Source organism: Tunturibacter empetritectus (assembly GCF_040358985.1).
Taxonomy (GTDB): Bacteria; Acidobacteriota; Terriglobia; order Terriglobales; family Acidobacteriaceae; genus Edaphobacter; species Edaphobacter empetritectus.
On the sequence record NZ_CP132932.1, the window covers coordinates 2,289,661 to 2,303,727 of the forward strand.

General features: G+C 57.0%; 11 protein-coding genes. All 11 read left to right on the plus strand.

Going from position 1 to position 14,067, the window contains the following annotated elements:
- The first annotated feature begins 74 nt into the window (after positions 1–74).
- The 11 genes from RBB75_RS09565 to kdpA all read left to right on the plus strand — a co-directional run bounded on the left by RBB75_RS09565 (position 75) and on the right by kdpA (position 14,050).
- The gene (locus RBB75_RS09565; protein WP_179640666.1) at positions 75–1,334 is read left to right on the plus strand and encodes an efflux RND transporter periplasmic adaptor subunit; all 1,260 of its coding nucleotides are present in this window, start codon (positions 75–77) and stop codon (positions 1,332–1,334) included.
- Between the two features lie 39 nt (positions 1,335–1,373).
- Positions 1,374–2,093 carry an ABC transporter ATP-binding protein gene (locus RBB75_RS09570; RefSeq protein ID WP_179640578.1) on the plus strand — a complete coding sequence of 240 codons (720 nt, stop codon included), beginning with the start codon at positions 1,374–1,376 and terminating at the stop codon, positions 2,091–2,093.
- Positions 2,090–2,392 (plus strand): hypothetical protein, encoded by a 303-nt coding sequence (locus RBB75_RS09575; RefSeq protein ID WP_179640579.1) that lies wholly within the window; start codon positions 2,090–2,092, stop codon positions 2,390–2,392. Before RBB75_RS09570 ends, RBB75_RS09575 begins: the two co-directional genes overlap by 4 nt.
- Positions 2,393–2,578: 186 nt before the next feature.
- Positions 2,579–5,122 (plus strand): ABC transporter permease, encoded by a 2,544-nt coding sequence (locus RBB75_RS09580; RefSeq protein ID WP_353070291.1) that lies wholly within the window; start codon positions 2,579–2,581, stop codon positions 5,120–5,122.
- Between the two features lie 57 nt (positions 5,123–5,179).
- Positions 5,180–5,887: an ABC transporter ATP-binding protein gene (locus RBB75_RS09585; RefSeq protein ID WP_179640580.1), complete on the plus strand. Its 708-nt coding sequence runs from the start codon at positions 5,180–5,182 to the stop codon at positions 5,885–5,887.
- A complete protein-coding gene (locus RBB75_RS09590) occupies positions 5,884–7,794 on the plus strand; it encodes a TolC family protein (protein ID WP_353070292.1) in 1,911 nt (636 codons plus the stop codon). Before RBB75_RS09585 ends, RBB75_RS09590 begins: the two co-directional genes overlap by 4 nt.
- A gap of 17 nt (positions 7,795–7,811) precedes the next feature.
- The gene (locus RBB75_RS09595; protein WP_353070293.1) at positions 7,812–9,218 is read left to right on the plus strand and encodes a sigma-54-dependent transcriptional regulator; all 1,407 of its coding nucleotides are present in this window, start codon (positions 7,812–7,814) and stop codon (positions 9,216–9,218) included.
- Positions 9,208–10,623, plus strand: a complete 1,416-nt coding sequence (locus RBB75_RS09600) for a sensor histidine kinase (protein ID WP_353070294.1) — start codon at positions 9,208–9,210, stop codon at positions 10,621–10,623. Before RBB75_RS09595 ends, RBB75_RS09600 begins: the two co-directional genes overlap by 11 nt.
- A 124-nt stretch (positions 10,624–10,747) precedes the next feature.
- Entirely contained in the window at positions 10,748–11,605 is an 858-nt protein-coding gene (locus RBB75_RS09605; protein ID WP_353070295.1) for a DUF1003 domain-containing protein, read from the plus strand.
- A 568-nt stretch (positions 11,606–12,173) separates the two neighbouring features.
- Positions 12,174–12,260 carry a K(+)-transporting ATPase subunit F gene (gene kdpF / locus RBB75_RS09610; protein ID WP_179640669.1) on the plus strand — a complete coding sequence of 29 codons (87 nt, stop codon included), beginning with the start codon at positions 12,174–12,176 and terminating at the stop codon, positions 12,258–12,260.
- A 14-nt stretch (positions 12,261–12,274) separates the two neighbouring features.
- Positions 12,275–14,050, plus strand: coding sequence for a potassium-transporting ATPase subunit KdpA (kdpA, locus tag RBB75_RS09615; protein WP_353070296.1), 1,776 nt, complete (start codon positions 12,275–12,277; stop codon positions 14,048–14,050).
- Positions 14,051–14,067: the final 17 nt, after the last annotated feature.

Below are 14,067 nucleotides of genomic sequence, written 5' to 3' on the forward strand. Positions count from 1 at the left end.
TTGCGCGGTTCGTTCTAAGTGATTGAAAGCATTTGATGAAGAATGGCCTTGCGGTTGCACTTAGACTCGGCGCAATGGATATCTCCAGACCAGATATAAAGCAGAAGAAGATGCGTCGGCAGTGGATCGCGGGTGGCTGCGCCGTGGTGGTGCTTGCGGCGATTGGTTTTTTTGTGACGCGGTTGAAGCCTGCGGCGCCTGAGGTCGATCGGGCTACCGTGTGGACCGACACGGTGAAGCGTGGGCCGCTGCTGCGGCAGGTGCGTGGGCCGGGTTCGCTGGTTCCGCGGGAAGACAAGATTCGACTGATTCCCTCGGAGACCGAGGCGACGGTGGTGCGGATTCGGGTGCTGCCAGGCGCAAAGGTTGAGCCGGACACGATTCTGATGGACCTGGTCGATCCGCAGCTGCAGCAGGAGTTGCTGGACGCGCAGCTGCAGATGAAGGGCGCAGAGGCGGACTACATCAATACGCGGGCGAAGGTGCAGAGCGATCTGATGGACCAGAAGGCCGCGGCGGCGACGGTGGGAGCGGATCATAATCAGGCTCAGCTGCAGGCGCAGACGGATAAGTCGTTGTTTGACCTGGGCGTGATCAGCGGGTTGACCTACAGCGCGTCGAAGGGCAAGGCCGATGAGCTGACGACGCGGAACGATCTTGAGAAGCAGCGGCTTACGTTGAATGAGAAGGCGATTGAGACGCAGCTTGCAGTGCAGCAGACCAAGGTGGATCAGGCGAAGGCACTGCTTGGGTTGAAGCAGAAGCAGCTGGATGCGTTGAGCGTGCGGGCGGGGATCAGCGGTGTGCTGGTGGAGTTGCCGCACCAGGTGGGCGAGCATGTCGCTCCGGGAACGACGCTGGCAAAGGTGGTGCAGCCGGACCAGTTGAAGGCGAGTTTGAAGATTGCGGAGACGCAGGCGCGCGATATTCAGATTGGGCAGCCGGCTGAGGTGGATACGCATAACGGCGTGATCAACGGCAAGGTGATGCGAATTGATCCGGGGGTATTGAACGGAACGGTGACGGTTGACGTAGAGCTTGCTGGCGCTCTGCCGCAGGGCGCTCGACCGGACTTGAGTGTTGACGGAACGATCGACCTGGATCGGATGACGGACGTGCTGTATGTGGGACGTCCGGCGTTTGGGAATGAGAACAGCACGATCAGTTTGTTCAAGCTGGGACCGGACGGGAAGACGGCGGTAAGGGTTCCTGTGAAAGTTGGACGGGCCTCGGTAAACAGCATTCAGGTGCTGGAAGGGTTGCAGGATGGCGATACGGTGATTCTGTCGGACATGAGCCGGTGGGATAACACGGATCGGATTCGCTTGAATTAGACAGAGCCCAGGCGACGGCCGGGATAAAGGAGAGCAGGAATGGCGATGGACACGATGATTCAGATTGAGGACTTGAAGAAGATCTTTTATACGGACGAGATTGAGACGCATGCGCTGTCGGGCGTGCATTTGAATATCAATCGCGGGGAGTATGTGGCGATGTCCGGGCCGTCGGGGTGCGGGAAGTCTACGCTGCTGTCGATCATCGGGTTGCTGGATACGCCGACTGGCGGACGGTATACGTTGAATGGCAAGGAAGTTGCCAACCTGAACTTTGCGGATCGCTCGCGGATTCGGAACCAGGAGATCGGGTTTATCTTTCAGAGCTTTAATCTGATTGGGGACCTGACGGTTGCGGAGAATGTGGAGCTGCCGTTGACCTACCGTGCGGGAATGCCGGCGACGGAGCGGAAGAAGAGAGTGCAGGAGTCGCTTGAGCGCGTGAACATGGCGCACCGGATGCGGCACTATCCGGCGCAGCTCTCGGGTGGTCAGCAGCAGAGGGTGGCGGTGGCTAGAGCTTTGGCGGGTTCACCATCGATTCTGCTGGCTGACGAGCCTACAGGAAATCTTGATTCGAAGAATGGCGAGGCTGTGATGAAGCTGTTGCAGGAGCTTCATGCAGAGGGCGCGACGATTTGTATGGTGACGCACGATCCGCGGTTCGCAGCACATGCGGAGCGGCAGGTGCACCTGTTTGACGGCAAGGTAGTGGCGGAGGGTGAGCTGAATCGGCTGTTAGCGGAGGTAGAGGGATGATGGCGCTGATCGAGGACATGAGGCTGTTTCTCAAGCAGATGTGCGGGGCGGTTGGAATGTCGGGAACGGCGGCTAACGTGGTGCCGGTGGTTCTGCTTGGCATTGCGTTGAACGTTGCTGCTCTAGGCCTGGTGGCGAGTGTGCGGACAGCGAGGCAGCCGGTATGCCAGAGGACGACGCTGCGAGCCGCGGCGCAGACGGAGTGGAAGGTAGTGCGGACAGTGGTTTCGACCGTGAAGGCGATTGGACAGGCGCAGCGTAGAGTGTGTGCGGCGAGCGACTGGGTTGAGAGCCTTTAGCAAGAGGGCTGGAGTGGCGAGGTCGGAGCGCGTGTTTGGCGTACCGCTGCTGTGAGTTGCAGAGCTTTACTCGATGAGCTATTTCGCGGCTTCGGGCAGGTTGGTTTCTGGTCATCAAGGCGGTGCGACAACGAAGGCGCTGACTGCGAGTCGCCGATTTAATGTGCGCAATGGAATGGAGCAAGGATGAGCGGGATCATGCAGGATGTGAAGTATGCGCTGCGACAGTTGCGAAAGGCGCCGGGATTTACTTTGACAGCAGTTCTGACGCTTGCCCTTGGGATCGGCGCGAACTCCGCGATCTTTACGCTGGTGCATGCGGTGCTGCTGCAGAATCTTCCCGTTAGCGATCCGAAGGCGCTGGTGCGTCTGGGCGATAAAGATGATTGCTGCGTGATGGGAGGACGGCCCGAGAACGAAGACTACTCTGTATTTTCCTACGATTCGTATAAACACCTGCGTGATAGTACGCCTGAGTTTGAGCAACTGGCGGCGATGCAGGCGGGTGTAGGTCAGGGTACCCTCACAGCACAGCGGGGATCGGGCAGCAACTTGTCGAAGGCCTCCTCCGGTGAGTTTGTCTCGGGGAACTACTTTCAAACTTTTGGCCTGCGGCCTTTTGTAGGGCGGCTTTTGCTGCCGTCCGACGATGTGCCGGGAGCGCCGATGGCTGCGGTGTTGAGCTACAGGGCATGGCAGCGTGATTATGCTATGGATCCGTCCGTGGTGGGCAGCACCTTCCAATTGAATACGCATCCTGTGACGGTGGTGGGAGTTACGCCACCATCTTTTTACGGCGATCGGATGACTGATACGCCGCCTGATTTTTATCTTCCATTGGCGATGGATCCGATTCTCGATCCGGGTGCGTTGCTGAATCGTCCCGAGATTAGCTGGCTCTATGTCCTTGGCCGCGTTAAGCCTGGTACGCAGATGGGACCACTGCAAGAGAAGATGAGCGGGATGTTGCGTGACTGGCTGGTTCCGCTAAAGTCCTATCAGAACGCGGACGGAAAGAAGGCTCTGCCGAAGACGCACCTGGTTTTGACGCCAGGTGGAGTGGGGATTGCGAATATGCAGACGGAGTACAGAAGCGGATTGGAGCTTCTGATGGGGATCTCCGGATTGGTGCTGCTGATTGCCTGTGCGAATATTGCGAATTTGGTTCTGGTGCGTGGAATGGCGCGCCGGGCTGAGACCTCGATTCGGATGGCGCTTGGTGCGGCGCGAAAGAGAATCATTCGCCAGATGCTGACCGAGAGTGTGGTGCTGGCGTGCCTGGGAGGTGTGGCTGGACTTGTTGTGTCGTATGCAGGGACGCGGACGCTGTTGGCGCTGGCGTTTCCTGATTCACCGGGTCTGCCGATTCATGCGAGTCCCTCGCTGCCGATGCTGGGATTTGCATTTGGCTTGTCGCTGTTGACTGGGTTGATCTTTGGGATTGCGCCGGCATGGATTACCTCTCACTCGGAGCCTGCGGAATCTCTTCGCGGCGCGAACCGGTCGACGAGGGACAGCGCTTCTCTGCTGCAGCGGTCGCTGGTGGTGACGCAGGCTGCGTTGTCGCTGGTGTTGCTTGTGGGCGCTGGTCTGTTGACGAGAAGTCTGAATAAGCTCGAGCATCAAAATTTTGGATTGCAGACAGAGAATCGCGTGGTAATCCATATCAGTCCGGATAATGCGGGTTATAAACCGGATCAGTTGCAGGCTCTCTATGGAGAGATACAGGAACGCTTCCGGGCGTTGCCGGGAGTCGAACGGGTGGGGTTGTCGCTTTACACTCCGCTTGAAGGAGATAACTGGGGCGAGGGTGTAACGATACAGGGACGTCCTGAGCCTGGACGGAACGATCACGTTGGCGCATCGTGGGACCGTGTGACGCCGGATTTCTTCCAGGTGATCGGGCAACAGGTTTTGCGTGGGCGCGGAATTACTGATCAAGATACCGGGACTTCGCCGATGGTGGCCGTTGTGAATGAGACGTTCGTGAAGAAGTTCTTTCCGAATGGGGAAGACCCGATTGGCATTCACTTCGGCTTGGACGGTGTGAAGAGTGCGGGGGAGATAGAGATTGTCGGCGTGGTGTCAGATGTGAAGTATGTGGATCCGCGTGAGGCTGTTCGGCCTATGTATTTTCGGCCGTTTTTGCAACATGCTCCACTGTCTGACAATCAGGATGTGAGGTCGCTCTTCGCAGGGGCGATCATGCTGCAGATGCGTGGCCCTTCGGAGGGATTGGAGGCGCAGGTGCGACGGACACTTGCGAATATCAATCCGAATCTGACCGTGGTTAACTTCAATACCTTCGGCGGTCAGATTGAGGGCCAGTTTAATCAGGATAAGTTGATTGCGCGGCTGACGCTGCTGTTTGGCGTGTTAGCGCTGGTGCTGGCTTCGGTCGGTCTGTATGGTGTGACGGCTTATACGGTTGCGCGGCGAACGCCTGAGATTGGGATACGGATGGCACTAGGCGCTGGACGCGGCAGCGTGGTGAGCATGGTGTTGCGTGAGGCCATGTTGCAGGCCGGGATTGGGCTTGCCATCGGATTGCCTGTTGCGTTGTTGTGCGTGCGCTTTTTGAAGACGCAACTGTATGGAACGGGCGGGCAGGATCCTCTGGTCCTTGCGGGAGCGGTTTTAGTGCTGATCGTTTCTGCATGCGTTGCGGGGCTTATCCCGGCGCGGCGTGCGGCTTCGACTGATCCGGTCAAAGCGTTGAGGACGGAGTAACAGAGAGACGCGACTATCGCGATTTGAGCCAACAGAAGTTTGTCGATGGAGCAAAGAATGATTGAGTTGAAACAGCTGGAGCGTAGTTATAAGACGGGTCACACCGAGACGTGGGTTCTGCGACGAATCAATCTCACCATCCGAGAAGGTGAATTTGTAACCGTGATGGGTCCGTCTGGAGCGGGCAAGTCTTCGCTGTTGAATGTGTTGGCGATGCTGGACGATCAATGGAGGGGAGAGTTTTACTTTGCAGGCGATGCTGTTCATGCGATGAATCGCAAACAGAGGGCCGAACTGGCACGGCGACGAATTGGGATGGTGTTTCAGAGCTATCACCTGCTGGATGATCTGACGGTGGCGGAGAATATCGATCTGCCGCTGTCTTACAAAGACATTCCGAAGTTGGAGCGGCAGGCACTCGTTGCGGATACTTTGGACCGCTTCAACATTGTGGGGAAGAAGGATCTGTTTCCGAACCAGCTCTCTGGCGGGCAACAGCAGTTGGTGGGCATTGCGCGAGCAGTGATTCACAAGCCGGATCTTTTACTGGCCGATGAGCCGACGGGGAATCTGCACTCGGAGCAGGCCAAGGAGATTATGCAGTTGTTTCGCAGATTGAATGAAGAGGGAACGACAGTGGTGCAGGTGACGCATTCGGAGACAAACGCAGAGTATGGCTCGCGGACGATTGAGTTGCGAGATGGATGGCTCTCTAGAGATACGGCGGGACTTGTAGCGGCTGAAGGAACGGGGGTACGGGCGTGAGAGGAAGTTCTTCACTGCTGCGGTGCTTCGGCCTGGTTGTGTTGCTGGAGATGCCTTTGCTGGCGCAGGTGCAACAGGCTACTGTGGCCCAGACCCCAGCGCCGGCGCAACCTGCGTTGCGGCTGGATATTCCGCACTCTGATAACCCGCTGAATACGTACCGGGCTTCCCTGGTGCCGAAGCCGAATCTGGCGAACTCGCCACGGATCGACGCGCTGGTGAAGGACGGAGTTCTTGAGCTGAGTTTGAAGGATGCGATCTCACTGGCTCTGGAGAACAATCTTGACCTTGCGATTGCTCGATACAACATTCCAATTGCTGCTGCGGACGTTTTGCGCACGCAGGCGGGCGGATCGTTTCGCGGAGTCAACACGGGGGTGGTGCAGAATACTCCGGGAGGCGGTGTAGGTGGCTTTGGCTCAGGCTCGAGTGGGGCTGGCGCTGGTGGCACCTCGGGAGGCGCTGGTGGTGCTGGCTCGGGTGCATCGGGCCTTGTCTCGTCGACGCTTGGTGCGGGTACGAACGTCTCCTCGTATGATCCTGCGATCACGGGAACGTTTAGTATCGAGCATTATGCGCAGCCGTTGTCGAATACGATCGTGTATGGAGTTCCGCAGCTCCAGCAGAATACGACGACGGGAAATGTTGGGTATGCTCAGGCTTTTCCTACGGGGACTTCAATCTCGGCGGTCTTCGATAATAGTCGCGGAACGACGAACAGTCCGGAGAGCTTTCTCAATCCTAACCTGAACTCTTACTACCACTTTGCGATTCAGCAGCAGCTGCTTGCGGGCTTTGGACTTGGGCCGAACCTGCGGTTTTTGCGGATCGCCAAAAACAATCAGCGGATTTCGGATGAGGCGTTCAAGTTGCAAGTCGTGACGACGGTGACCCAGATTGCGAATATGTACTGGGATCTGGTGGCCGCGTACGAAGATGAAGGCGTCAAGAGCCGCTCGCTTGAGTTTGCCCGCCAGGCGCTGGAGAGTGGGCGCAAGCAGCTGGCGCTGCAAGCGATTCCTGCGATGGATGTGATGAAGGATGAAGCGGAAGAGGCTAGTCGAGAGCAGGATTTGACGATTGCGAAGACGACATTGCAGTTTCAGGAGTTGCTGATCAAGAATGCGCTGACGAAGAATCTGGACGATCCGATTCTGGAGGCGATGCCGGTGCGGCCGACCGATCAGAGCGCGATGGCGGACACGACTCCGCAGGGACCGACGGAAGATATGGCGGCGCGGGCGCTGAAGGATCGGCTGGAGTTGGGGGAGTCTGATATTGATCTTGAGAACAGACGACTGAGCCGGGATGCGGCGCGTAACGCTTTGCTGCCTACGGTTGCATTGACTGCCTACTACGGCGGCTCGGGTCTGGCTGGGTTGCAAAATCCTGCGTCGGGCACGATCTCAACTAAGCCCCTTGACTTTGGCGGAGCGGTGCAGACGGCTTTTAATAACAGCGCTCCTGACTATTATGTCGGGCTGACGGTTAATATTCCTCTGCGAAATCGAGTGGCGAAGTCGGACCAGTATCGCGCGGAGCTGGAGACGAGGCAGTCGGAGCTGAGGTTGCAGCAGTTGAAGAAGCAGATTCGGATTGAAGTTCGAAACGCGCAATATGCGCTGGAGCAGAGTGAGGCGCGGGTAGTTTCGGCGCGCAAAGGACGCGATCTGGCACAGAAGACCTTCGACATCACCGCCAAAGAGCAAGAGCTGGGTGCGGGGTCAAACTATCAGACTCTCACGGCGCGGCGCGATCTGGCAGCGGCGGAGTCTACACTGGTCGCGGCGATGACAGCGTATCAAAAGGCTAAGATTGAAGTGGATCGCGCCGTCGGCTCGACATTAGAAGCAAATGATATTTCGATAGAATCGGCGAAGACGGGTATAGCCCCGAGTGGGCAGTAGCGCAGGAGCAGGACATCATGTTGGCGGAGCGGATGGATAAGAAGGAGTCGGGTGCGGAAGATGCGGAGGCGTCGTGCAGGCTCCTGATTGCAGATGACCAGCCACATATTCTGGAGGCGCTGCGGCTGCTGCTGAAGCCGGAGGGGTACCAGTTGGAGATGGTGCGAACGCCTGCGCTGGTGCTGGACGCGCTTGCGCATGAGAGCTTCGACGGCGTGTTGATCGATCTGAACTACACGCGGGATACGACCTCGGGCCAGGAGGGTTTGGATCTCGTGACGCGGGTGAAGGAGATCGATGCGCAGCTGCCGGTAGTTGTGATGACGGCGTGGGGCAATATCGATCTTGCGGTGGAGGCGATGCGGCGCGGCGCGGGAGACTTCATTCAGAAGCCGTGGGAGAATGCGCGGTTGCTGAGTATTTTGCGGACGCAGATGGAGTTGCACCGGAGTCAGAAAAAAATGCGGTGGCTCGAGGCGGAGAATCGCATTCTGCGTGCTCCCGGGGCGCCGGACTTCATCGCTGCGGCGGCTTCGATGAGGCCAGTGCTGGAGACGATGGCGCGGGTCGGTCCGTCGGACGCAAACGTGTTGATAACTGGGGAGCATGGCACGGGGAAGGAGGTTGTGGCACAGACGCTGCATCGCTTGTCCTCGCGTGCAGAGCGAACGCTGGTGGCGGTGAATACAGGCGCGCTGCCTGAGGGAACCTTCGAGAGCGAGTTGTTCGGCCATGTGAGAGGGGCTTTCACCGATGCTCGAACGGACCGCATCGGGCGATTCGAATTGGCGAGCGGCGGGACGCTTTTTCTTGATGAGATTGCGAATATTCCGGTGCGGCAGCAGGCGAAGTTGCTGCGCGTGCTGGAGACCGGTGAACTGGAACGGGTGGGCTCTTCGAAGACGCAAAAGGTGGATGTGCGGATGCTCTCTGCGACCAATGCGGATCTACGAGCGGAGTGCGCGGCTGGACGCTTTCGGGAGGATCTGTTGTTTCGGTTGAACACGGTCGAGATTAGTCTGCCGCCGTTGCGGGAGCGGCGTGAGGATATTCCGGCGTTGGCGGGGCACTTTATGGCGCGATACGCTGAACGATATCGAAGGCAGATTCAGGGCCTGGAGCCGGCCACGCTTCAGATGATGTTGCAGTATGGGTGGCCGGGCAACGTGCGCGAGTTGGATCACACGATTGAACGGGCGGTCTTGATGGCTCGGGGGACGTTGATTGAGCCCGCGGATCTGGGACTGAATACGCAACAGCGGGGCTCGGCGCGGAGCATGGATAATATGAGCCTTGAGGCGGTTGAGGCAATTCTGATTCGCAAAGCGCTTGCCCGCGCAGGTGGTAATGTGAGCCATGCGGCCGATGCGCTTGGATTGAGCAGGGGAGCGCTTTATCGCCGTATCGAAAAGTATGGTCTCTGAAGATCCAGACGGGAAGAGATCCAGCGGCAACTCGAGGCTGACCCGCATGCCGCTGGGGCGATCGGGGCGGCGGGTGAGCTTCGAGAAGCGATTGCGCCTTTGGCTTTGCCTTCCCGGGCTGCCGATGCTGGTGTTGTGCTGGCTTCCGTTGAGGCATCATTCGGTGGATGTTCTTCTGCAAAGTATCGTTCTGCTGAGTCTTGCGCTGGGATGGATCTTTGCGGTCTCCGTTTTAATGGAGCAGATTGTTCGTCCGCTGCAGACGCTGGCGAACGTCGTGGCTGCGTTGCGCGAGGACGACTTTTCTTTCCGTGCTCGCGGAGGGCAGAGAAACGACGCTATGGGGGATCTGGCGCTTGAGATTAATCGTCTCGCGGGAATGCTGCAGGGGCAACGTGCAAGCGCGTTAGAAGCAATGGCGTTGGTGGAACGCGTTATGGAGTCAATGCAGTCGCCGGTGCTGGCGTTTGATCCCGAGGGTCGATTGAAGTTGCTGAACGCCGCAGGGGAGCATGCGTTTGGGTTGCAGGTTCAGACGGCGCTCGGTCACTCGGCTGTGGGGTTGAAGTTGGACCAGCTGCTTGATGTAGCGGATGAAGAGGTCATGTCGCTGGGTAGCGGGCAACAGTCGGTGCGATGGGTGGTGAAGAGGACTGGCTTCCGCCTGCGCGGCGTGCCGCATACGTTGTTTGTGCTGTCGGATGTGAGCGCTGCTTTGCGGGAGGAGGAGCGGATTGCGTGGGAGAGGTTGATTCGGGTGCTGGGACACGAGATCAATAATTCGCTAACGCCTATTAAGTCGATTGCGGGGAGTCTGCGTGGCCGTCTTGCGGCTTTGGGGAGTGCATCTGGCGAGAGTGCTGATTTTGAGAGGGGCCTCGAGGTTATCGAGAATCGCTCCGAGTCGCTGAACCGGTTTCTGCAGGCGTACCGTCAGTTGATGGGCCTGCCGGCACCGCGGCTGGCTCCGGTCTCTGTGGCGACTTTGGCGCAGAGTGCGGCATTGCTGGAGAGGCGAGTTGCAGTGACGGTGGAAGGTGCGGCAGAGGTTGTCGTGCAGGTGGATGCCGACCATATTGAACAGGCGCTGATTAATCTGGTTCGCAACGCAGCCGATGCTGCGCTTAGTCCAGATCATGCTGGTGAAGGTGATCCCCATGTCAAGATCGTCTGGGCGACGGTTGGTTCCGAGGTTGTGATTGGAGTGGTGGACAATGGTCCTGGGCTGACGAACGCAGGCAATCTGTTTGTTCCGTTTTATACAACGAAGCCAGGGGGGACAGGGATCGGTCTGGTTCTCGCGCAACAGATTGCACAGGCGCATCGGGGATCGGTGCAGTTGGCTAACCGTACCGACGGTCACACAGGGTGCAGGGCCGACCTTCGGTTGCCGCTTGCCGGATGACGCTAATCGAGGTTCCCTGCTCCTGGAGGTGCTGTATTGCTCTTTTAACGATGGTGAAGGAAAGAAGATATGCCAAAAGCCCGTTCGCCGTGCAAAATAGCACAGGATTAAAACGAGGTGAAGGATGGCTTGTAAGGTGGAAGAGCTGAGACAGATTCCTCTATTTGCGCTGCTCGACGAGGAGGAGATAGGGGTGCTGGCTGCACAGGTGGAGATCAAAAAGTTTGCAGCACGCCAACGCATCTACAAGCTGGGCGAACCTGGAAAACATGCTTATGTGATGATGTCTGGCGTGGTGCGGGTGACGACGGTGGATCGCGATCACCAGGAGGTGTTGGTGGATGAGCCGCGCGATGGCGAGTTCTTCGGCTTTGCTTCGATGCTGGAGGATACGCCCCACCAGACGACGGCATTGGCGATCGAAGAGACGACCTGCGTTGAGGTGAGTCGTGACGATATCGCCGCGCTGCTGCAGCAGAAGCCTATGGCGGGGATGGACATGCTGACAGTAGTGAGCCGCCAATTTCATGCGTCCCAGGAGTTGGTGCGGCTTCGAGCCAATCGCAACTCGAATGATGTGATCGAAGAGGAGATGAGTTTTGGGGACCGCATAGCCGACACGGTCGCACGATTCGGTGGATCATGGACCTTTATCATCTTATTTGGAGCTGTGCTCCTGGTTTATGCTGCGGCGAACATCATTCTAAGAGGTAGAGCATGGGATCCCTATCCGTTTATTTTGCTCAATCTGTTTCTGTCAATGCTGGCCGCCATCCAGGCTCCAGTGATTATGATGAGTCAGAATCGTCAGGACACGAAAGACCGGGTTCGCGGTGAGTTGGACTACGATGTGAATCTTCGTGCTGAGTCCGAGATTCAAAACCTGTCGGGCAAACTGAATATGCTGACGGAGAAGATCGGCGACGTTGACGATCTTTTGCGGGAGCACTTGAAGCTGAAGGAACACCTGCCTGGAAGATAGCAGCAGGGATAGATGGCGAATTTCGATTGCATGGGGCTCTCGACGTATTAAGGCTCTGTTCCGAATCGGTCTTGTGGAGATCTGCTGGAGGAGAGCATAAGGTGCAGTCTTCGTGCAGGGGCCTTCGCTCGCGCAAATCCACGCACTTTATCCCATTCCATTGCAGCAATCGACATGTCGAGCTAACTGTGCTTCAGTTCGCAGCGGATCTCTTTATCTGCTGGTACGACTCGTGCTGAATGGGTGATGGCAGATCAAATTTAACCGCGAAGAGATGCAGTCTGAGGTCTTCCTTGTCGCCCTTAACGGCGCATATGACTTCTTTATGGCCTTTCTACGTCTTCTTTATGTGCTGACTGCTTGAATGGTGATTGACGCGGGAGCTCGGAAGCCTTCATGGCGTGCTGAGACGTGATCGATCTCCTGCGACGAATTTGCATGCAATAGCTTCAGTTGGAGGCAGGACTATGTGGGATTTGGGATGCGTCGCTGCCAGTGTTTTGTTTTTTCTGATTGCGATTGGCTATACGACGGGATGTGAACGGTTGGGGATGAAGGAGAAGCAGGGATGATCGAGACAACGCTGCTTGGCCTGGTAACCGTGCTGCTATTGATCTATCTGGTTTACGCGCTGCTGCGCCCCGAAAAGTTTTAGAGGAAGTAGTCATTATGACAGCGAACGGCTGGTTTCAGGTTTTCTTCTTTTTTTCATTGGTATTGGTATGTGCAAAGCCATTGGGTGTGTACATGGCTCGTGTCTTCGAGCGCGAACACACTTGGGCGGATGTTATCTTTCGTCCGCTGGAGCGACTCGTCTATCGCCTGACGGGTATCGACGAAACGCGTGAGATGGCCTGGACCGAGTATGCGGTTGTCATGCTGCTCTTCAGTCTGGTCTCTATGCTGGCAACGTATGCGATAGAGCGGCTGCAGCAGTGGCTTCCCCTCAATTCTCAACACCTCGCAGCTGTAGCGCCTGATCTTGCGTTGAATACGGCGGCGTCTTTTACGACGAATACCAACTGGCAGTCCTATGTGCCTGAGACGACGATGAGCTATCTCACCCAGATGCTCACCCTTGCTTACCACAACTTTTTCTCCGCGGCTGTCGGAATGGCGTTGGCGGTTGCGCTGATCCGGGGCATTTCACGGCGCGAATCGAAGACTTTGGGAAATTTTTGGGTTGATGCTACGCGCGCGTCGTTGTGGGTTCTGCTTCCGGGCTGTCTGATCTATGCGCTTCTGCTGGTCTCGCAAGGCGTAGTGCAGAACTTTCGTCCCTATGATCAGGCAAAGCTCGTGCAGGCGCAGACGACAACTGTGACAGGCTCTGACGGCAAGACGACGACACAAACTGTAACGACGCAGAGCATTGCGCAGGGTCCGGTTGCTTCACAGGAAGCGATCAAGATGCTCGGGACAAATGGTGGAGGATTCTTCAATACGAACAGTGCACACCCGTTCGAGAATCCAACGCCCTTCTCTAATTTGATGCAGATGTTTTCGATCTTCCTGATACCCGCTGGGCTGACAGTCACGCTGGGTCGAATGACGCGAGCACCGAAGCATGGCTGGGCAGTCTTTGCTGCGATGGCTGCGCTCTTTTTTGTTGGTGTCTTTGTGGCGTACTACGCGGAGGCTCAGACGAATCCACTCCTTCACTCAGTGGATCAGCATGTTTCGACGTTGCAGGCCGGCGGCAATATGGAAGGCAAGGAAGTGCGGTTCGGCATCGCCAATTCTGCATTGTTTGCGACAGTGACAACGGATGCAAGCTGCGGCGCCGTGAACGCCATGCACGATTCCTTTATGCCGCTGGGTGGGCTGGTTCCGATGGTCAACATCATGCTGGGCGAGGTGATCTTCGGTGGGGTCGGCGCTGGACTCTATGGGATGTTGATCTTCGTTGTGCTGGCGGTCTTTATCGCCGGACTAATGGTTGGGCGGACGCCTGAGTATCTCGGGAAAAAGATCGAATCGTATGACGTGAAGATGGCGATGCTGTATGTGCTGATCTTTCCGTTGTCGATCTTAGGATTTTCCGCAATGTCATTGATGATGCCGCAACTGGGGCTCTCTTCGATCACCAACCCTGGACCTCATGGTCTTTCGCAAATTCTTTACGCTTACACCTCAGCGACGGGGAACAACGGTTCTGGGTTCGCAGGCATCAGCGCGAATACGCATTGGTACAACTTGTCGCTGGCCGCCGCGATGTTGATCGGCCGGTTTCTGATGATCGTTCCGATGCTGGCGATTGCGGGCAGTTTGGCGAAGAAGAAGCTGGTTCCTCCGTCGCCCGGCACTTTTCCTGTGCACACGCCTTTATTCACGGTGCTTTTGGTGGGCGTTGTTCTTATCGTTGGTGCGCTTACTTTCTTTCCCGCTATCTCGCTCGGTCCTATTCTTGAGCACTTAATGATGCACGCTGGCAAAAGCTTCTAGTCCAGAGAAAACAGATA